This is a genomic window from Stenotrophomonas sp. YJH_SMC_40, from assembly GCF_059368615.1.
On the sequence record NZ_JCAFRX010000007.1, the window covers coordinates 85,711 to 106,592 of the forward strand.

Annotated in this window: 14 protein-coding genes; 7 read left to right on the plus strand and 7 right to left on the minus strand. The window is 67.4% G+C overall.

What is annotated here, in order from left to right; genetic code table 11:
* Window positions 1–9 precede the first annotated feature (9 nt).
* Together AC5P6X_RS14640 and AC5P6X_RS14645 are read left to right on the plus strand one after the other, a co-directional pair.
* Entirely contained in the window at window positions 10–1,293 is a 1,284-nt protein-coding gene (locus AC5P6X_RS14640) for a putative DNA modification/repair radical SAM protein (protein WP_149500696.1), read from the plus strand.
* Window positions 1,274–2,734: a UdgX family uracil-DNA binding protein gene (locus AC5P6X_RS14645; RefSeq protein WP_149500695.1), complete on the plus strand. Its 1,461-nt coding sequence runs from the start codon at window positions 1,274–1,276 to the stop codon at window positions 2,732–2,734. Before AC5P6X_RS14640 ends, AC5P6X_RS14645 begins: the two co-directional genes overlap by 20 nt.
* A gap of 44 nt (window positions 2,735–2,778) precedes the next feature.
* On the opposite strand, the gene maiA is transcribed toward AC5P6X_RS14645, so the two are convergent.
* On the minus strand, window positions 2,779–3,447 hold the full coding sequence (maiA, locus tag AC5P6X_RS14650) for a maleylacetoacetate isomerase (RefSeq protein WP_005412156.1): 669 nt from the start codon (window positions 3,445–3,447) through the stop codon (window positions 2,779–2,781).
* A 14-nt stretch (window positions 3,448–3,461) separates the two neighbouring features.
* Window positions 3,462–4,451, minus strand: a complete 990-nt coding sequence (locus AC5P6X_RS14655; RefSeq protein ID WP_043033907.1) for a fumarylacetoacetate hydrolase family protein — start codon at window positions 4,449–4,451, stop codon at window positions 3,462–3,464.
* Window positions 4,452–5,309: 858 nt separating this feature from the next.
* Here AC5P6X_RS14655 and AC5P6X_RS14660 point away from each other — a divergent pair.
* Window positions 5,310–6,725 (plus strand): DEAD/DEAH box helicase, encoded by a 1,416-nt coding sequence (locus tag AC5P6X_RS14660; RefSeq protein ID WP_049450933.1) that lies wholly within the window; start codon window positions 5,310–5,312, stop codon window positions 6,723–6,725.
* 530 nt (window positions 6,726–7,255) lie between these two features.
* Here AC5P6X_RS14660 and AC5P6X_RS14665 read toward each other — a convergent pair.
* Together AC5P6X_RS14665 and AC5P6X_RS14670 are read right to left on the minus strand one after the other, a co-directional pair.
* Window positions 7,256–9,850: a M14 family zinc carboxypeptidase gene (locus AC5P6X_RS14665; RefSeq protein ID WP_123958197.1), complete on the minus strand. Its 2,595-nt coding sequence runs from the start codon at window positions 9,848–9,850 to the stop codon at window positions 7,256–7,258.
* Between the two features lie 74 nt (window positions 9,851–9,924).
* Window positions 9,925–12,564, minus strand: coding sequence for a TonB-dependent receptor plug domain-containing protein (locus AC5P6X_RS14670; RefSeq protein WP_024957081.1), 2,640 nt, complete (start codon window positions 12,562–12,564; stop codon window positions 9,925–9,927).
* Window positions 12,565–12,756: 192 nt separating this feature from the next.
* On the opposite strand from AC5P6X_RS14670, the gene queD reads away from it, so the two are divergent.
* Window positions 12,757–13,119: a 6-carboxytetrahydropterin synthase QueD gene (queD, locus tag AC5P6X_RS14675; protein ID WP_005407953.1), complete on the plus strand. Its 363-nt coding sequence runs from the start codon at window positions 12,757–12,759 to the stop codon at window positions 13,117–13,119.
* Between the two features lie 117 nt (window positions 13,120–13,236).
* The gene (locus tag AC5P6X_RS14680; protein ID WP_049450929.1) at window positions 13,237–13,584 is read left to right on the plus strand and encodes a phasin family protein; all 348 of its coding nucleotides are present in this window, start codon (window positions 13,237–13,239) and stop codon (window positions 13,582–13,584) included.
* A gap of 766 nt (window positions 13,585–14,350) precedes the next feature.
* Here AC5P6X_RS14680 and asnB read toward each other — a convergent pair.
* A complete protein-coding gene (asnB, locus tag AC5P6X_RS14685) occupies window positions 14,351–16,252 on the minus strand; it encodes an asparagine synthase (glutamine-hydrolyzing) (RefSeq protein WP_088436423.1) in 1,902 nt (633 codons plus the stop codon).
* Between the two features lie 350 nt (window positions 16,253–16,602).
* On the opposite strand from asnB, the gene AC5P6X_RS14690 reads away from it, so the two are divergent.
* Both AC5P6X_RS14690 and AC5P6X_RS14695 read left to right on the plus strand, forming a co-directional pair.
* Entirely contained in the window at window positions 16,603–17,292 is a 690-nt protein-coding gene (locus tag AC5P6X_RS14690; protein ID WP_005407950.1) for a winged helix-turn-helix domain-containing protein, read from the plus strand.
* Entirely contained in the window at window positions 17,289–18,635 is a 1,347-nt protein-coding gene (locus AC5P6X_RS14695; RefSeq protein ID WP_049432961.1) for an ATP-binding protein, read from the plus strand. The genes AC5P6X_RS14690 and AC5P6X_RS14695 overlap by 4 nt, the downstream gene beginning before the upstream one ends.
* Here AC5P6X_RS14695 and AC5P6X_RS14700 read toward each other — a convergent pair.
* Both AC5P6X_RS14700 and AC5P6X_RS14705 read right to left on the minus strand, forming a co-directional pair.
* Window positions 18,632–20,101, minus strand: coding sequence for a sensor histidine kinase (locus AC5P6X_RS14700; protein WP_088436422.1), 1,470 nt, complete (start codon window positions 20,099–20,101; stop codon window positions 18,632–18,634). The genes AC5P6X_RS14695 and AC5P6X_RS14700 overlap by 4 nt on opposite strands.
* The gene (locus AC5P6X_RS14705) at window positions 20,098–20,817 is read right to left on the minus strand and encodes a response regulator transcription factor (protein WP_005407947.1); all 720 of its coding nucleotides are present in this window, start codon (window positions 20,815–20,817) and stop codon (window positions 20,098–20,100) included. The genes AC5P6X_RS14700 and AC5P6X_RS14705 overlap by 4 nt, the downstream gene beginning before the upstream one ends.
* Window positions 20,818–20,882: the final 65 nt, after the last annotated feature.

Sequence of the window (20,882 nt, forward strand, 5' to 3'; positions counted from 1 at the left end):
GTTTCCGCAATGGAAACCATCCGCAAGCTTGCCATCCTGGCTGACGCCGCCAAGTACGATGCCTCCTGCGCCTCCAGCGGCTCGGGCAAGCGCGACTCACGCACCAGCGGCGGCATCGGCAGCACCGAAGGCATGGGCATCTGCCACAGCTATACGCCGGATGGCCGTTGCGTTTCGTTGCTGAAGATCCTGCTGACCAACTTCTGCGTCTACGACTGCGCGTACTGCGTGAACCGGGTGTCCAGCAATGTGCCCCGCGCGCGCTTCAGCGTGGACGAGGTGGTCGCGCTGACGCTGGACTTCTACAAGCGCAACTACATCGAGGGCCTGTTCCTGTCCAGCGGCATCATCCGCAATGCGGACTACACCATGGAGCAGATGGTGGAAGTAGCGCGGCAACTGCGCGAAGAACACCGCTACGCCGGCTACATCCACCTCAAGACCATTCCCGAGGCCTCGCCGGAACTGCTGGCCAGCGCCGGGCGTTACGCCGACCGCCTGTCGATCAACGTCGAACTGCCGACCGAAGCCGGGCTGAGCGCCTTGGCGCCGGAGAAGACGGTGCATTCGATACGCGGCGCGATGGGCGAACTGCGTTGGCGCATCGAGGAAGCCAAGGAGGCGCGCAAGGCCCCCGCAGCGGTGGCGCCGACGGCCAGCCGCAGCGCACGCCCGCGCCCTCCCCGTTTCGCCCCGGCCGGGCAGAGCACGCAGATGATCGTCGGCGCGGACGGGGCCAACGACCAGCAGATCCTGGCCAGCGCCGACAGCCTGTACGGCAGTTACCGGATGCGCCGGGTCTACTACTCTGCGTTCAGCCCGATTCCCGATGCCAGCCGGCAGCTGCCGCTGCAGCCCCCACCCCTGCAACGCGAGCACCGGCTGTACCAGGCCGACTGGCTGTTGCGTTTCTATGGCTACGGCGTGGACGAGATCACCGACACCACCCAGGGCGGAATGCTCGATCTGGAGATCGATCCGAAGATGGCCTGGGCGATCCGCCATCCCGAACGCTTCCCGGTCGATCTGAACCGTGCACCGAAGGAAATGCTGCTGCGGGTGCCCGGCCTGGGCGTGCGCAATGCAGAGCGCTTGCTGATGGCGCGCCGGCACGGGCGCCTGCGCGTGGCGGATATCGCCCGCCTGAAGGCGCCGATGAGCAAACTGCTACCGTTCGTGCTGTTGGCCGACCATCACCCGCGCAAGGCACTGGATGACCCGGCCGCGCTGCGAGCACAACTGGCCCCGCCGCCGCGCCAGGGATCACTGTTCGATGCACCGCCGGCAGCCTGACGCGCCGCGCTGGTCGCAGCGGGTGGATCCGCCGTGGTCGCTGCAGGCCTGGCGCGACGGCGCGCGTGATGCGCTGCTGCGGGGCGTGCGGCCCGAGCAATTGGACTGGCTCGAAGGCGGCGAGGCATCGCTGCTGGATGCGCCGCCGGTGCAGCAGGCACCGGTGGCGGCACAGGCAAGCGTTCCCGGCGTCCCGCGCGAATTCCTGGAGCTGGCCGCCACCTGCCTGTGCCATGGCGAACCGCAGCGCCTGTCACTGCTGTACCGGCTGCTGTGGCGGATCACCCATGGCGAACGCACGGTGCTGACCAATCCCGCCGATGCCGATGTGCTGCGTGCGATGACATTGGCCCAGGCCGTCCGCCGTGACACGCACAAGATGAAGGCATTCGTGCGCTTCCGCGAGCTGCCCGGCCAACCTGATGCGTTCATCGCCTGGTTCGAGCCACAGCACCACATCGTCGACCGGGTCGCGCCGTTCTTCGCACGCCGCTTCACCGGCATGCGCTGGGCGATCCTCACTCCTTCGCGCAGCGTCGCCTGGGATGGACAGGCGCTGGCCTTCGGCCCCGGCGCACGCCGCGAGGACGCTCCGGCCGAGGATGCGCGCGAGGCCCTGTGGCAAACCTATTACGCCAGCATCTTCAATCCGGCCCGGCTCAACACCCGGATGATGATGCAGGAGATGCCGGCCAGATACTGGCGCCACCTGCCCGAGGCGCAGCTGCTGCCGCGCCTGGTGCGCGATGCGGGCGATCGCGTGCAGGAAATGCATGACCGGCCCGCGCAGGCACCCCAGCGCAGAATTCCCATGCGAGGGGACGCTGCGACAGCGCGCCCAGATACCGCCAGCCTGCAGACGCTGCGACAGCAGGCCAGCGCCTGCCGCCAGTGCCCGCTGTGGGAGACCGCCACGCAGACGGTGTTCGGCCAGGGGCCGGCCGATGCGCGGGTGATGGTGATCGGCGAGCAGCCTGGCGATACCGAGGATCTGCGCGGCCAGCCGTTCGCCGGCCCTGCCGGCCAGTTGCTGGACCGCGCATTGGCCGAGCTGGGAATCGATCGCGCCACGCTGTACCTGACCAACGCGGTGAAGCACTTTCACCATGAGCGGCGTGGCAAGGTGCGGCTGCACAAGCGGCCGGAAAGCCGCCACATCCAGGCCTGCCGGCCGTGGCTGATGGGCGAGATCGCGCGCGTGCGGCCGCAGCTCATCGCCTGCCTGGGCGCAACCGCGGCAGCCTCGGTATTTGGCCGTGATTTCAATCTGTCGCGCGACCGTGGACGCTGGCACACGCTGGAGGAAGGCACCCGCGGCTACGCCACCGTGCACCCGGCGTGGGTGCTGCGGCAAGGCGATGGCGCGCGCCGCGAACGGGCCTATGCACTGTTCCGCGATGATCTCGCGCAACTGCTGCAAAAAGGGGACGGAGGGGATTAAGTCGTGAATGCACTTGCGACTTGATCCCCTCCGTCCCTCTACTTTCAGGCTGCGTCGGGCTGGTTTTCCGGGCGCGCGCGGTCGAAAGCGTCCAGCGCCTGACAGGCGGCCTCGATGCGGCGAAGGGTCGGGTACGGCGCAAGGTCGAGGCCGAAACGATGGGCGTTGTACAGCTGCGGCAGCAGGCAGAGGTCGGCCAGCCCGGGGCGGTCACCGTGGCAGAAGGTGCCGGTGTCACGGCTGTTGGCCAACAGCGCTTCCATCGCCGCAAAGCCCTCGGCAATCCAGTGCAGCGTCCACTGCGTGCGTGCATCGGCCGGCAGCTGCAGACTGCGCTCCAGGTACTGCATCACCCGCAGGTTGTTGATCGGGTGGATGTCGCAGGCCACCAGCTGGGCCAGTGCCCGCACCCGCGCACGGCCGGCGGCATCGGCCGGCAGCAGCGGCACCTGCGGGAAGCGCTCGTCCAGGTACTCGACGATCGCCAGCGACTGCGTCAGCGCATGCCCTTCGTGCAGCAGCGTCGGCACCAGCTGCTGCGGATTGAGCCTGCGATAGGCGTCCAGGTGTTGTTCGCCGCCGTCGCGCACCAGATGCACCGGCCGCGCCTCCCAGGCCAAGCCCTTCAGCTCCAGACCGATGCGCACGCGGTAGGCGGCGCTGGATCGCCAGTAGGTGTACAGCACGATGCCGTCGTCGACCGGAATCTCCATGGCCGCCTCCATGCTCAGGGCTTGGCGGCCTGTTCGATGCGCTGCTCGATCGCACCGAAGATGCTGTTACCGGCGGCATCGAGCATCTCGATGCGGACCACGTCGCCGAACGACATGAAGGGCGTGCTCGGCTTGCCGTCGCGCAGGGTTTCGACCACGCGCTGCTCGGCGAAGCACGACGCACCCTTGCTGGTGTCTTCATTGGCGATGGTGCCCGAGCCGACGATGGTGCCGGCGCCCAACGGACGGGTCTTGGCCGCATGCGCGACCAGCTGGGCGAAATTGAACTGCATGTCCACGCCCGCTTCCGGTGCACCGAACCACTTGCCGTTGATGTGGGTCAGCAGCGGCAGGTGCACCTTGCTGTCCTGCCACGCAGCGCCCAGTTCGTCGGGGGTGACGAACACCGGCGACAGCGCCGAGCGCGGCTTGGACTGCAGGAAGCCGAAGCCCTTGGCCAGCTCGCCCGGAATCAGGTTGCGCAGCGAGACATCGTTGACCAGGCCGACCAGCTGGATGTGGCCCGCCGCCTGTTCCGGGGTGGCCGCCATCGGCACGTCGTCGGTGATCACCACGATCTCCGCTTCCAGGTCGATACCGTACTCCTCGCTGACCACCTTGACCGCATCGCGCGGGCCGTAGAAGCCGGCACTGGTGGCCTGGTACATCAGCGGATCGGTGTAGAAGCTCTCCGGCACCTCGGCGCCACGGGCGCGGCGCACGCGCTCGACGTGCGGCAGGTAGGCACTGCCGTCGACGAATTCATAGGCGCGCGGCATCGGCGCGGCCAGGGCCTGCGGGTCGAGGTCGAACACGCCGTCGGCGTCGCCGGCATTGAGCGATTCGTACAGGGCGTTCAGGCGCGGCGCGATGTGGCTCCAGTCTTCCAGAGCCTGCTGCAGGGTGGCGGCAATGCCGGTGGCGCGCACGCCGTGGCGCAGGTCACGCGAGACGACGATCAGGGTGCCGTCGCGGCCGCCTTCCTTCAAAGAACCAAGCTTCATGGGTGGGTGTCCGGAGTCGTGGGCAAACAAGTTTCAAGTGTAATCAAATCTGCGGCGACGCCAAGCTGCAGCGCGGCATCGGCCCACCCTACCGTAGTGGGGGGTTCGGCAGGGCTTGCAGCCCTGCACCTGCTCAATGCAACAGCAACGGCAACGTCAAAAGCGGCTCTGGCTTTCTGCTGGTTGGGCGGGGCGGTGTGGGCCGGCAGGACACGCCGTAAACCCGTCCATGGGGGCTCGATGGCGCCATCCATGGCGCCAACGGTCCTGCCCACCCACACCGCCCCACCCCCGACAGGTTCCCAATGACTGATCGAACATCCACATCATTCATCGTCGAGATCCGTCAGACACCGAAATTGATCGAATGAGATTCGACAGATCGCGGAAAACTGTCGAAGGCGGGGTGGGTCCGGTGACAGGGGCGTGAGCCGCATGGATGCGGCGACCGAGCTTACATGGACGTACTTGCAGCGCCCCCTGCCACCGGACCCACCCCGCCTCCCACAGGAACCCGGCCTTTGACGTTGCTTCAGCCTCTGCGGGTGCAGGGCGCAGCCCTGCAGAGAGAACCCCTACCTGAACAGGTCTTTTTGCGTGAAGTCTCAAACATCGTTTAGACTTGCACGGTCTGCAGCGGCCGTCCGTTTCCCTCCGGGATCGCCGGCGACCAGGGTCCGCCCTCTTCGCCCGCCCCCACTCCGACGCCGTTCGTCACGCATTCCAGCCTGCGCTTCGTGCCGGCTGCACCCAATTCTCGCAGCGCGGTTCACGGGAACGCTCCGAGTCAGCCGATCAGTTTGATCTGCCCCCGTCTGTCCGTTCGGACAGGCGTTTCTTGTACTTGGAGCAAACTCAATGTCTTTTGAATCGCTGGGCCTGGCGCCCTTCCTGCTGCGTGCGCTTGCCGAGCAGGGCTACGAAAACCCGACCCCGATCCAGCAGCAGGCGATCCCGCTGGCACTGGCCGGTCGTGACCTGCTGGCCGGCGCACAGACCGGCACCGGCAAGACCGCCGCCTTCGGCCTGCCGCTGCTGCAGCACCTGGGCACCGCCTCGCAGGAAGTGCGCAGCGGCCCGCGCAAGCCGCGCGCGCTGATCCTGGCCCCGACCCGCGAACTGGCCACCCAGGTGCACGACAGCCTGCGCGGCTACAGCAAGTACCTGCGCATTCCCAGCGCCTGTATCTACGGCGGCGTCGGCATGGGCAACCAGCTGGACATCCTGCGCCGTGGCGTGGACCTGCTGGTGGCCTGCCCGGGCCGCCTGATCGACCACCTGGAGCGCCGCAGCATCGACCTGTCCGGCATTGAACTGCTGGTGCTGGACGAAGCCGACCGCATGCTCGACATGGGCTTCCTGCCGTCGATCAAGCGCATCCTGGCCAAGCTGCCGAAGCAGAACCGGCAGACCCTGCTGTTCTCGGCCACCTTCGAGGACAACATCCGCCAGCTGGCGCTGGAGTTCATGCGCAACCCGGAACAGATCCAGGTGACGCCGAAGAACACCGTGGCCGAAACCATCACCCACCGCGTGCACCCGGTCGATGCCGGTCGCAAGCGCGACCTGCTGCTGCACCTGCTGGCGCAGGACAGCCGCGAGCAGACCCTGGTGTTCGCCCGCACCAAGCACGGCAGCGACAAGCTGGCCTCGTTCCTGGAAAAGTCGGGCATCAAGACCGCGGCGATCCACGGCAACAAGAGCCAGGGGCAGCGCCTGCGTGCACTGGGTGACTTCAAGGCCGGCCGCGTGACCGTGCTGGTGGCGACCGATATCGCTGCGCGCGGCATCGACATCAACGAGCTGCCGAAGGTGATCAACTTCGACCTGCCGATGGTGGCCGAGGACTACGTGCACCGCATCGGCCGTACCGGCCGCAACGGCGCGACCGGCCAGGCGATTTCGCTGGTGGCACAGGATGAAGTGAAGCTGCTGCGTGCCATCGTGCGCCTGCTGGGCCGCGACATGGACATCCGCGATGTACCGGGCTTCGAGCTGCAGGTGCCGATCCGCTGGGGCAACAGTGCACCGGGCAAGGCCGAGCACGATACTGGCGAGCGCGCACCGCGCAAGAGCCATGCGCGCCGTCCGCACGGTGATACGCCGCGCCACGCGCACGCAGGCCCGAAGAAGGCCGGCGGTGGCCGCCGCGAAGGCGGTGGCAATGGCCAGCAGCGTGCAGGTGCCGGCCAGGGCCAGCGCCGTGGTGGTGGCGGCAATGGTGGCGGCCGCGGTCGTGGCCAGGGTGGCAACGGTGGCGGTCGCGCCGGCTGATCCCAGCTGACATGGAGGGTGCTTCCCGCTGCGCGGGGGCTATCGAGGGACGGCGCTGACGCGCCGTCCTTTTTTGTTGCGGGCTACCGGGTGATAAAGCACGCGGTGGCAGTACCGAGGGCGAATGGGCATGGGGGCAGCGCAGAACACGCTGTAAATACGTCCATGTAAGCTCGATGGCGCCATCCATGGCGCCAACGGTTCTGCGCTGCCCCCATGCCCATCCGCTTCAAGCATTGCCTGCGCCTTCTTCTCCCGCCGGGTAGCCGGGAGAAGAAAAATCAAATTCAAATTCAAAGGCAAAAGCCGAAGTCGCAATTCCTGGCTTTGCTTTTGCTTTTGCCCTCGCTCCCGCCTTGGGGTCTGACGCGTCCGCGCCCGCTGGAAACTGTCTTGGGGAGGCCGGGCGGGCTGCGCAGGACCGTTGGCGCCATGGATGGCGCCATCGAGCCCCCAAGGACGGGTTTACGGCGTGTCCTGCGCAGCCCACCCGGCCTCCCCCACACGCATCAATCAAGGCGCGCAAACCCTCAACCCCGCGCTTTACTCGGATTCACCAGATTCCCGAAGAAGATCGCGTTGATCAGCAGTCGGTCCGTTCCGTGCCAGTACTTGCGGTGTGCCGGGTCATCGGCAAACAGCACCACGTTGCCCTGCCCCTGCGCCGACACCAGCAGCCACGCACTACCCGCCACCCGCGTGCGGTTGCGCTCGGACAAGTAACCGTTCACCCGCGGCGGCGTGTCGATGCGCACCACCGTGGAAAACGGGTTCGCGCTCGGCTGCAGCGTCACCGTGTTCTCCTTGTTGATCGCCAGCTGCCGGCGCGGCACGCCGAATGCCAGCGGATGGCTGGTATCCACGTCGGCACTGAGAATGTTGCCGCTGACCCGCTCGATCGCAGCGATGTCGCGCTGGTCGCCAAACGCGCGGCGGCTTGCATCAGCAGCGTCTTCTTCCTTGCCGAGCTTTTCGCCGTCGGCCAGCTTCTGCTCGATCGCCCACTTCGAGGCACTGCCGTAGGTCACCAGTGAACCTCCGGCCTGCACCCAGCGCTTCAGTGCAGCCACCGTCGTGGCATCGACGCCCGTGTAGGTGCCACCGGACAGCACGATCGTGGTGTAGCGGTCCAGCGGTACCTTGCCCAGCTGCTGCGGATCCAGCTTGCTGGCTGGCAACTGCAGCTGCTGGTCGAGCAGGAACCACGCCGATCCGATTTCGGTGGCGGCCACGCCCTCGCCCATCACCAGTGCCACCGCAGGCTTGCGCAGCGCCTTGACGCCGTCACTGCCGAGGTCGATGCCTTCGCGGCTGCGGCCGCTGGACAGCGCGTGGACCTGTACGCCCGCCTCGCGCGCGGCGGATGTCACTGTCTCGAGCAGCGCCGCGCCCTGCAGCGATTGCCCGGCAACCGGAATGACCAGGCTGCCGGCGGCGAAGCTGATGTCGCCCTGCGCGGTCGCGGTGGTGAACGGCTGGAATGCCGCGCGTGCATTCACGCCCTTGCCCTGCAGCGCGGCCAGCGCACGCCCGGCGTTGTAGTCGCGCCAGTCGATGGCGTAGGCGAATCCGGCCTCGCCGCCCAGCACCGCGCCCTGCTCCACCGGCAGCGCGGCCACGCGTGCGCCGCCTTCGATACGGCTGCGGCTGCCCGCAAAGGCCACGCCGTAGGCCGGTGCGATCGCATAGCTGGTGCTGCCGTAGAACACATCACCCTTGATCGGCGGCGTCTCGGCAAAGATCGAATGCACCAGGCGGAACTGCGCCTGCTGCACCGGCACCACGTAGGCGCTGCCGGCATCGAAGCGCTGCCCATCGACAGTGACGGCACGGTCCAGTGCGCGCACCTCGATCCGGTGCAACAGCAGCAGTTCCAGCAGGCGACGGGTCAGGGCCGGGTCATGCGCATCGCCGAACACGAAGCTCTTCACCGGCTGCTGCGCAGCCTGCTTCAGCGCGCTCTGGAAGAACTGCTTCTGCAGGTCGAACAGGCCGCTGCGCTCGGTCACCGCGCCACGCACCGTGCCCAGCCCGGTGGCGACCTGGTTGCGGATGGTGAAGGGGAAGGTCAGCAGGCCATTCACCGATTCCTGCACGCGGCCGCGCGAGCTGGCCTGCTCGACGGTAACGCCGACAGCGCCATGGAAGTCCGGATAGGTGGAACCGTACACCGGCGAGAAGTTGTCGAAATTCTCGCCGGTGTAGTACAGCGACCCCAGCGCATCCAGCGCCTGCGCGTGGTACTTGGCGAGGGTCTTGTTGAATTCATACGACGCCGCCGGAATCAGCGGACTGTGCATGCTCTTCGGCGAGGGCTCGAAGTAGTAGGTGCTGTCCTTGCCCATTTCGTGGAAGTCGATCTGCACGTTCGGGTACCACTGGTGGAACACCTCCACCTTCGGCCGTGAGTCCTGCTGGGTGAGGGCCAGCCAGTCGCGGTTGAGATCGGTGAAGTAGTGGTTGGTACGACCCTGCGGGAACGGCTCGACGTGTTCCTTGTCGGCGGGGTCGGCAGAAGCTGGGTCGGAGGCCCAGGCGTTGTGCCAGTTGGCAGCACGGTCACGACCATCCGGATTCTGCGCCGGATCGAACAGCACCACCGCCTGCTGCAGCCATTGCTGGGTTTCTGCGCTGTGGTTGGCCACCAGGTAGTACGCCGTCAGCATCGCTGCCTCGGCACTGGAGGTCTCGTTGCCGTGGACGCTGTAGCCCAGCCACACCACCACCGGGCTGTCACCGGCGGCGCTGCGCGGCTGCGCCGGATCGGCCAGGGTCGCGTGCTGCTGGCGGATCTGTTCCAGCCGCGCATGATTGCCTGCAGCGGTGACGGTGGCGATCAACAGTGGGCGGCCTTCATAGCTGCGGCCGATCTCGCGCACGCTGATCTTGTCCGAGCGTTTCGCCAGTTCCTGGAAGTACGCCACCAGCTGGTCGTGCCGTGTGTAACGGCTGCCGATCGGGTAGCCGAGGAACTGCTCCGGCGTCGGCACCGCTGCATCGAACGCCGCTGCGTCGGTGACCTGCGGAAAGAAGTACGCGCTCTGTGCCTGCGCCGGCTGCGGCGAGGACAGTGCGGTAGCGGTGGCAAGCAGCAACGGAAGAACGGCACGGCGATGCAAGGACACGGTGACTCCCCTGGAACACAACGGCAGACGATCGCGCGACCGGTCCCCTCAGGTGACCGGCCGCGGCGGATGGATCAGAAGCGGTAATCGAACCCCAGCGTGAAGTAGCGGCCACGCAGGTCGTACTGGCTGAAGTCGTACGGCGCGCGGATGCCCGGGAACGAGGCGTCGTACGGCGGCGTCTTGTCGGCCAGGTTCTGCACCTTGGCATACACGGTCAGCTTGTCGATGCCGGTGTAGGCCAGGTACAGGTCGTACTGGCTGTAGCTGCCGACGCGCTGCTGCACGGCTTTGGCGGCGGTGCTGGCCTCCTGGCGGTAGCTGCTGGTGTAGTACCAGGTCACGGCTGCGTTGAAATCACCGTACTTCCAGTCCAGCGTGGTGGTGGCCTTGTCCTTGGGCAGGGTCGCGCCCAGGTTGCTGCCGGCGTAGTCGACCAGCGGCCCACCGACCACGGTGGGGCGACGGTAGTCGCGCACGTGGGTGTAGGCCGAGGACACGGTGAAGTCACCCAGCGCCGCGGTCGGGATGCGCTGGCGCAGCTCGACATCGATGCCCGAGGTCTTCAGCTCGCTCAGGTTCTGGTAGCGGTTGTAGACCGCCTGCAGCTTGCCGCGCTCATCGCGCTGCACGGCGCCGGCCACGTTGTCGTTGACCAGGGTCTGGGTGTTGTTGGTGCCGACCAGGTTGTCCAGCTGGATGCGGTAGTAGTCCACGCTCAGGTTGGTGTTGGCCCACGGCGACAGCACCACACCGAAGTTGACGCTCCTGGTGCGCTCCGGCTTCAGTTCGTTGTTGCCGACGGTGAAGAAGGTGGGGTTCTGGCGCGAGCCCGGCACGTCCGGATCACGCGGGTCGACCACGCTGCCGTAGGCGATGCTGGTGCTGTTGGAGTTTTCCGACAGCGACGGTGCACGGAAGCCCTTCGACGCCGACGCACGCACCAGCAGGACATCCAGCGGCTGCCAGCGCAGGCCGATCTTCGGCGAGAACGCATCGCCGAAATCATCGTAGTGATCAGCGCGCGCGGCGGCGGACAGCTCCAGCGTCGAGGCCAGCGGCACGTTCACTTCGGCGTAGGCCGCGCTGACCTGGCGCTTGCCGTGCACTTCAGCAATGGCCGGGCGCACCTGCAGGCCGGCATCGATCTGCCACGGGTTGTTGGAGTCGAGCTTTTCGCGGCGCCACTCGGCACCCGCAGCGAAGCCGATCTCGCCGGCCCAGGTATGGCCCAGGCTGCCGGAAATCTTCGCATCGATGCCCTGCAGCTTGGATTCGGCCGGACGCAGCGTGGCGATGTTGATCGAATCACGCACCGACTGCGGCGTGGCTGCCGGGTTGAGCAGGTTGTAGCTGCCCGTGGCCAGCGCATCGGCCAGCGCCCAGCGGTTGGCGAAGCCACCGGACACGCTCTCGCGCTCGCTGCTGCGTGCACCGAACGCGGCCACTTCCCAGTCCCACGACGCGGTGGTGCCACGCAGGCCGAACACGCCGCGGTAGGCGGTGGAACGGTTGGTCTTGATCGTGCCGCCCAGGTCGAAGAAGGTGTACTCGATCGGGATCGCGCGGCCGTACGGGTTGTACGGATTGTTGGCCGGCAGCAGCGACGACACCGGCTCGGCCAGTCCGCTGTTCGCGTTCAGTGCGAAGCGGCCGCTCTCCAGGGTGAAGAACGGGCTGCTGCCGAACCACGCAGCACTCTTGATCTGGCTGTACAGCACTTCGCCGAACGCTTCGACGTTGTCGTTCAGGCGGAAGGTACCGTTGGCGTAGGCCTGGTAGCGCTTGGTCGAGGGGATCAGCGTGGTGAACGGTGCCTGGTTGAAGCCGCAGGTGTCGCCGGCCAGGCCGTCGATCGGTGCGCTGGCCACGCGGGTGGTGCCGGTCGGGCAGTTACCGTTGGCATCGAGCATCGGCACCGAGACGCCGTTGACCAGGTAGCGCGCGCCCTTGGCCGACCAGCCGTTCCAGCGGCCACCCGGCTTGTCGGTGTAGATGCCGCTCCTGGTCAGGTTGCGTTCGTCCTGGTCCAGGCGCTCGCGGTTGTACCCCTGCAGGCTGAAGAGGATGTTGTAGCCATCGGTGTCGAGATCACCCAGGCCGCCGACGAACTTCAGGTTCTGCTCGTGCAGGCCGCCCTGGTCGGCACCGCCGAAGCTGCCGCCGATCTCGGCGCCTTCGAAGTTCTGCCGGGTGATGATGTTGACCACACCGGCCACGGCGTCGGAGCCGTACACCGCCGAGGCGCCGTCCTTGAGCACCTCAATGCGCTCGACCGCGACCAGCGGCAGCGCATTGAGATCGACGAAGGTGTCGGACAGGCCACCGGCCGGGAAGCCGTAGTTGGCCAGGCGACGGCCGTTGAGCAGCACCAGCGTGTTTTTCTGCGACAGGCCACGCAGGCCGATGCCGGCCGAGCCGGACGCCCAACCATTGTTGGTGGTTTCGTTGCTGGCGTTGCCGGTGTTGGCCGAGATCGAACGCAGCACATCGGCCACGGTGGCCTTGCCGGTCTGTTCCAACTGTTGGCGGCCGATCACCTGCACCGGGTTGGAGGCCTCGGTATCGGTGCGCTTGATGTTGGAACCGGTGACGCGCACGGCGGCCAGGGTACTGGCTTCGCCACTGGCATCGGCGGAGGTTTCGGCGGCGGCGGACAAAGGCGCGGCCAGAGCGACGGCCAGGGCCGCCACGAGCAGGGTGTGCTTGGGCATGACGATGTGGGGGAGGTGGAAAGGGCGACGTAGTTCCGCAGTAGTCCATGTCTGGCCGGGGTCCGGCCAATAACATCTCTTCATACGGATATAAGAGAAACTATCATCTCTTCATCCGGATGGAAAGAGTTACTTCACGAAAGCCCAACATCCGCTCAGGATGGCCGGCCACCTGCGGCGTACAATCGCGCCATGGAAATCTTCAAAGTCTTCATGCTCGAGGCGGCGCACCGCCTCCCCAACGTGCCGCCGGGGCACAAGTGCGCGCGCCTGCATGGCCACTCGTTCCGGGTGGAACTGAAGGTCGAGGGCGAGCCGGGGGCGCAGACCGGCTGGATCATGGACTTCGGCGACGTGAAGGCGGCCTTCCAGCCGATCTACGACCGCCTGGACCATCACTACCTCAATGACATCCCCGGCCTGGAGAACCCGACCAGCGAGAACCTGGCGGTGTGGATCTGGAACGAACTCAAGCCCAGCCTGCCGGCGCTGAGCGAGATCACCGTGCACGAAACCTGCACCTCCGGCTGCCGCTACCGCGGCCCGACGGCCTGATCAACCCATTGATCTGAAAGGTGTTTCAAAGGCGCCTTGGGCGCCTTTGTTATTTTTGTTGCATTGCCGCATCAACGGCGTATGCTGCAATGCATCAAGCCACTCCCTGATGCCCCCATGGCCGCCGCCTTCAGCGATCGCTTCAGTGATGCCACCCGCCAGCTCGCCGCCGCGGCAACGCGCGCGAACCGGTTGGCGTTGGAGAACGCGGAAAGCATGTTCGGCGTGCAGCTGAAGGCGATGGAGCGCAACCTGACCGCGACCGGCGGCTGGTTGGGTGAACTGGCCCGTAGTGACGACACGGCCGGGATGCTCAACAAGGGCGCACTGCTGTGGCAGGACAACCTGCAGCGGCTGGGCCAGGCCCATCAGGACGTGGTCGGTCTCGGCCTGCAGGCCGGCAAGGCCTGGTCCGAACTGGTGCAGGGCTACAACGAATCAACGGCGGACGCGAACAACCACTGACGCGACGCAACGCTCATTGCGTGGGTCCCTCCCCCCACGCAATCCGGACCCGGCAGATCCCTCCCTCTGCCGGGTCTTTTTTTGCCTCGCGTTTGGCTACCGAAGTGCGTCTTCGCCCGACGTCTCTGCGAGCTGAAGGGCCCCGTCGGGGCAGGCAGGGGTTTGGGCAAATGTCCCCCGGCGCCGGCCGTTGGCCGTCACCTCCTCCTTTACTTTGCCCAAACCCCTGCCCGCCCCGACGAGGCTCGGCGTGCGGTGAGGAAAGCGCAGCACGCGCGGCCGCCTTTCAAGGAAGCGCCGACAAACTCCGAACGCCGGGCGTAGGCCCTTGCGTACGAAGTAAAGGGGGAGGTGACGGCCAACGACCGGCGCCGGAGGACATTCGTACGCAAGGGCATCCGCCCGGCGCCACGCAGAATGAATCCGCCACACGCGTGTCTTCGTCCGATTCCCCGCGAACTGACGGGCCCCGCCGAGACAGGCATGGGCCTGGGCAAATGTCCCCCGGCGCCGGCCGTTGGCCGTCACCTCCTCCTTTACTTTGCCCAAACCCCTGCCCGCCCCGACGAGGCTCGGCTTGCGGCAGGAAAGGAAAAGCGCAGCGCTCGCGGCGCCTTTCAACGAGGCGTCGACGAACTCCGAACGCAGGGCGTAGGCCCTTGCGTACGAAGTAAAGGGGGAGGTGACGGCCAACGGCCGGCGCCGGAGGACATTCGTACGCAAGGGCCTACGCCCTGCGCCACGCAGAACAAACCGCGAAGGAATCTCAACGCCCGCGATTGACGTGCCAGTGCTGGTGCCACGCCTGGAACATCAGCACGTTCCACAGGTGCGTGTGCCACTTGCGTTCGCCACGCAGGAACGCTTCCCAGATGCCGCGCACGCGTGCCGCATCGAAGCAGCCCTGGTTGCGCAGCAGCTGCGGGTCCAGCAGTGCCTCCGCCCAATCGCGCAGCGGGCCCGCCAACCAGCGCGCCATCGGCGGTCCGAAGCCGCGCTTGGGGCGATACACCAGCGGCTCCGGCAGATAGCGTGCCAGCAGATGCTTGAGGATCCGCTTGTGCTCCCCATCGTGGTACTTCAGGTGCTGCGGCAGGCGCCAGGCCAACCGCACCACCTCCATGTCCAGCAGCGGCGCGCGCGTCTCCACGCCCGCCGCCATGCCCGCACGATCGACCTTGGCGAGAATGCCTTCGGCCAGGTCCATGCGGAAATCCAGCAGCTGGATGCGGGCCTCGGCCGGCAGCGCCGTGTCCTGCTGCTGGAAGATCGTCATCGGCTCGCGTGCACCCAGCACCACCTGCGCCGGCTGCCGCCAGCGCGTCACGCGCTGCAGGTAGTGACCTTCCACGTCGTTGGCGGCGACTTCCGCCACCAGTGCGCGCCAGCCGCCCAGGCGGCCGCGCTCGACATTCATGCGGTTGCCGCTGCGCCGCGCCAGATCACGCACCCAGTCCGGCAGGCCACCGCACAGGCGCGCATTGCGCAGCGCGCGGCCATAGCTGGGGTGGCCGAAGAACAGTTCATCGCCACCGTCGCCGGTGAGGGCCACCGGCTTGCGCGCGCCCAGCAGTTCACTGGCCAGCAGGGTCGGCAGCTGCGAGGCATCGGCGAACGGTTCGCACCAGACCTGCGGCAGCCGCTGCAGCAGATCCAGGCCTTGTCGCGCGTCCATCCGGTGCAGGTGGTGTTGCACGCCCAGATGCCGCGCGACCTGCGAGGCCCAATCGCTCTCGTCATGGCCGGGATCGTCGAAGCCAACCGTCCACGCTTCGATCGGAAGCGTCGACTGTGCCTGCATCATCGCCGTCACCAGCGAGGAATCGGTGCCGCCGGACAGGAACGCGCCGCAGGCCAGCGGCGAATGCATGCGTGCGGCGATGGCCTTCTGCAGCACAGCTTCCAGCTGGTCGGTCGCCTGCTCGAGGCTCGGCGCCGGCTGCAGCGGTTCCTGCAGTGCGCTCTGCATCGCATCGCGTGCGCACCAGTAGCGTGAACCACCCTGTGCGGCCTGGCTGGAGCCGCCAGCCGCATGGTCATTCAGATCGATGCGCAGCATCGCGCCTGCCACCAGCTTGTGGATGCCGCGGTAGATGGTGTGCGGTGCCGGCACGTAGTCATGGCGCAGCAGCAGGCTCAGCGCATCCTGGTCGATGCTCGGGGCGAAACCGGCAAAGGCCTGGAGTGCCTTCATTTCCGAGGCGAACAGGAACCGGCCCTGGTACCAGCCGTAGTACAGCGGCCGCTCGCCAACCGGGTCGCGGGCCAGCCACAGTTCGCGCGACTCGCGGTCCCATACGCTGAAACCGAACGCGCCCTCGATGCGGGAAAGCGCCCGTTCCACGCCCCATTCGATGATCGCCTGCAGCAGCAGCCGCGCATCGCTGCAGCTGCGTGGCAGATCGCGCAGCTGCGACTGCAGGTCGGCCCGGTTGTACAACCGGCCATCCAGGCACAGCACGTAACGGCCACAGTCCGAACTCAGGGGCTGCAACGGCGTATCGGTTGGCGCCCGGCAGTGGCCCAGCGCCAGGCCGGCCTCGGCGTCGGTCCAGTAGCCGATGCGCCCCCGGCCGCGCTGCTGAAGGGCGCGCAGCATTGGCGCCAGCTGCTGCAGCAGGTGTTCGTCCTCGGCGGGCGGCAGCCAGGCCCCGACCACGCCGCTCATCGGGCACCTCCGCAGCGGCAGCGGCGGGACGGGTTCAGCAGGCAGGCGGCGGCGGGCGACATGGGAGCGACACGCGGAGCGGAGGAGACTCCATGCTCGGCCCGCCCTCGGCCCTGCGTCAGTCGCTTTGCTGTCAGCGATGGTCACCGTGCGTATCACGAAGGTAACGTTTTGTAACAGCATCAGGCTATGCTGGACGCCAAGTTGTTGCCAGGCCTGAGGCCCGGCCCGTGCGCCAGCAACCCCGGCTGAATGGCGCCCGCCCCCGGGACCCGGGCGGCCCGAAGGCTGGGATAGCATCGCCGCGCTCGTGCCGTGGCGGTACGTGTGCGTCCACGGAGGCCTTGAAAATGCTGGATATCGTACTGGTCGAAGACGATGCCCGCCTGGGTACGATGGTCAGCGACTATCTGCAGCGGCATGGCTACCAGGTGGCCCACGAGCGCAGCGGTGAGCGTGCGGTGGCCCGGATCCTGGCCGACAAGCCCGCCCTGGTCCTGCTCGATGTCGGCCTGCCCGACCAGGATGGTTTCGAAGTGTGTCGGCAGATCCGCCCCCACTATGACGGCATCATCTGCGTGCTGACCGCCCGCACCGACAACATCGACCAGGTGCTGGGACTGGAACTGGGCGCCGATGATTACATCGGCAAGCCGATCGAACCACGGGTGCTGCTGGCCCGCCTGCGCGCCCACCTGCGCCGCCACCGCCGGGTCGAACCACGCGACGGCAGCCTCCGCTTCGGCGAGCTGAGCATCGACCCGTCCACCCGCAATGTGCACCTGCAGGGCGCGCTGCTGGAGCTCACCACTGCCGAGTTCGACCTGCTGTTCCTGCTGGCCAGCAATGCCGGCCAGATCCTGGACCGCGATGCGCTGCTGCGCGGCCTGCGCGGGATCGCCTTCGACGGCCTGGACCGTTCGATCGATGCCCGCATCTCACGCCTGCGCCGCAAGCTGGGCGACAACCCGGAGCAGCCGGAACGGATCAAGACCGTGCGGGGCCGCGGCTACCTGTTCAGCCGCTCGGCATGGGGATGAAGCGCACGCCCTCGGCGATGCGCGGCCACGCCTTCCACTTCCTGCGCTACGGCATCGGCTTCCTGGTTGCCCATCTGTTGCTGATCGTGCTGGGACTATGGGCCTGGGATGCGCTGCTGGAAGACCGCACCGAAGCCGGACTGCAGGCCGAAATGCGTGGCACCCATGCCCTGCTGCAGCACCGCTTCGCCGAAACCCCGCGCGAGCAGTGGCCGACGCTGGCGCGCGAACTGGACGCCGACTTCGCCTATGCCCTGCGCATGGTGCCGTTGGCAGAGGCGATGAAGGCGCTGCCGGCCAGCCAGCGCCCCCCCTTCAGCAACGGCCGGGTGCAGATCGACCTAGAGCACATGCGCAGCCTGCAGCGGATCGGCGACAGCGACTACGCGGTGATGCTTGGGCCGTTGGACGAAGCGCTGCCTGACGAGGGCTGGCAGGACAGCGAAGTGTCAGGCGTGGCGATCCTGCTGCTGATCCTGATGGTGGCCGTGGCGCTGCCGATGTACGTGATGGTCTACCGCCTGTGGCGCGACGTCTCGCAGCTGGCACAGGCCGCCCGGCAGATGCGCGACGGACAGCTGGACACGCGCGCCCCGCGCGCCGGCACAGCGCTGGTGCGGCCGCTGGCCAATGCCTTCAATCACATGGCCGAGCAGCTGCAGCAGCTGCTGGAAAGCCAGCGCGTGCTGGCGCAGGCAGTGGCGCACGAAGTCCGCACGCCGCTGGCGCGGATGCGTTTCGGCCTGGCCGACCTGGAGGACACCGCGCTGGACGAGATCCAGCGCGATGCCTTGGGCGGCCTGCGCACTGATGTCGATCGGCTGCAGCACCTCACCGATGCCGGCGTCGAGTACGCCGCACTGGGCCGCTGCCATCAGCTGACCCGCCAGCGCCTGCAGCTGGCGGCACTGGTACGTGGCGTGGTGGCCCAGTTCGCACCGCTGCCGATGCCGGTACAGCAGGTGCTGTCGCCAGCGGGCCTGGTCAACGTCAACCGGCACATGCTGGAACTGGCATTGCGCAACCTGCTCGGCAATGCCCTGCGCTATGCGCGGCGGCAGATCCGTATCGCCAGCACGGTCAACGACGGCTGGCTGTGCCTGCAGGTGGAGGACGATGGCCCCGGCATCGCACCCGAACTGCGCGGCCAGGTGCTGCAACCCTATGTGCGGCTGGATCCGGGTAGCCCCGGTTTCGGCCTCGGACTGGCGCTGGTGCAGGTGGTGGCCGACAAGCATGGCGGCCAGGTCGAAGTAACCGATTCGGAGCTGGGTGGTGCCTGCATCCGACTGCACCTGCCGCTGGAAAGTGGCGCTGCCGTGGAGTGCGATGCGGCCTGCTAGGCCGCTGGTTCCGCACGCGGCAACGCAAACGCGAACAACGCGCCGCGCTCGCTGTCACGCAGTTCGATGCGACGGCCGTGCAACTGCACGATGCGCTGCACGATCAGCAGGCCCAACCCGCCGTTCTCTCCACGTCGCGCGCCCAGCGCGGCCGGTGCCTGGAACAGCTGCGTGCGCAGTGCAGGGGCAACACCAGGTCCATCATCGGCCACGCTCACCTCCACGCTGTCCGGCGTCGCACGCAGGCGCACATCGATCCGCCCGCCGTCGGGCGCATGCCGCAGCGCGTTGTCGAGCAGGTTGGTCAGCACCCGCTCGACCAGGCCCAGATCGGCGCGCACCAGCGGCAGGCCGGGCGGGAAGTCCGCGTGCAGGTACTGGTTGCGAGCCTGCGCCGCCAGCTCGAATTTCTGCAGCACGTCCTGCAGCAGCTCCGGCAATGCGAACACCTCCCACTCCAGGCGCACTTCGCCATGTTCCAGCCGCGCCAGCTCGAACAGCGCACGCGCAAGCCGGCCAACCTTGGCGCTCTGCGCCAGCGCGATACCGAGGTAGCGGCGGCGCTCGTCCGGCGACAGCGTGGCGTCCTTCAGCGCCAGCGTTTCCAGATAGCCGTGCAGCGACGACAACGGCGTGCGCAGGTCGTGCGAGATGTTGGCGACCAGCTCGCGGCGCTGCAGGTCCTGCTGGCGCAGCTGCTGCCACTGCTCGCCCAGCCGCTGCGCCATCTGCGCGTGTGCGTGCTCGAGGATCACCAGCTCGTCGCGCTCACCGGGGCGCAGCGGCTCCGGCGGCGGCAACGGCGTGGGTGCGTCGATGTCGAAGGCCTGGATGCGCCGGGTCAGCCGCCGCAGCGGGCGCGTCACCCAGTAGAAGGCCACCAGCCCGGCCAGCAGGCCCAGGCTGCCGACCAGCATCACCGACCACAGCGTGGTGTTCCACTGGCTGCCGGCGGCAAGGTCGTCGGACAGCATCTGACGGTGTTCGCCGACCAGCACCACGTACACATAACCGGCCTGGCGACCCTGCACGATCAGCGGCGCGGCACTGAACACCTTGCGGCCGTCCGTGCTGCGCGGGTCATCGCCCAGGATCGGCAACGGCGCACCGGCCAGCAGCCGGCGCAGCGGTGCCACGTCCACCCGGTTGCGCACCAGATGGCCTGTCGGCGCATCGTGGCCGAGGATGCGGCCCTGGTCGTCCAGCAGGTAGACCTCGACGCTGGGGTTGACCGCCATCAATTGGCCGAACAGCGCGCGCACCGCGGCATCACGCATGCCGCTGGTATCCATCAGTTCGCTGCGCTGGGCAATGTGCTCGGCCAGGCCCAGCGACAACCGCTGCACCACTTCCTGCTCGTGGCGAGTGTTGGCGCGCATCTGCAGCGCCAGCAACGCCATGCAGCACATCAGCATCAGCGCAGCGATCACCGCCGCCAGCTTCTGCCACAGGTTCGGCTTGATCATGCCGCCGCCCCGGCAGGATCGACCAGCTTGTAGCCACGGCCCCACACCGTCAGCAGCCGCCGTGGATTGGCCGGGTCCGGCTCGATCTTGCTGCGCAGGCGATTGATGTGAGTGTTGACCGTGTGCTCGTAGCCATCGTGCTGGTAGCCCCAGACCTGGTTGAGCAGTTCCATGCGCGCGAACACCTGGTCCGGATGACGGGCGAAGAACAGCAGCAGGTCGAACTCGCGCGGGGTCAGCTCCAGTGCGTTGCCATCCACCGAGGCGGTACGCGCGACCGGGTCCAGCTGCAGGCCGCCCAGCTCGATCGCGCCGGCATCGATGCGCGCGCTCTGCGCCATCGCCTCGGCCCGGCGCAGCAGCGCACGCACGCGGGCCACCAGTTCCGGCATCGAGAAGGGCTTGGCCAGGTAATCATCCGCACCCAGTTCCAGGCCGACGATGCGCTGCGTTTCGCTGCCACGCGCACTGATGATGATGATCGGCACATAGCGCGCCATCGCGCGTGCACGCTGGCACACCTGCAGGCCGTCCACGCCGGGCAGCATCACGTCCAGCACCAGCGCATCCCATGGCCCTTCCTGCTCCAGCAGGCGCAGGCCGGCATCGCCGCTGGCGGCATGGGCGACGTCGTAGCCCTCATCGCCCAGATGCATGCGCAGCAGGTCGGCGATGTGGGCATCGTCTTCAACGATCAGCACGCGTTTGGTGGACATCGGCAGCTCGGGGCCAGTGGGGAGGCTGGCTGCATTGTGGCGCGGGATGGACGCCGATACCTCAC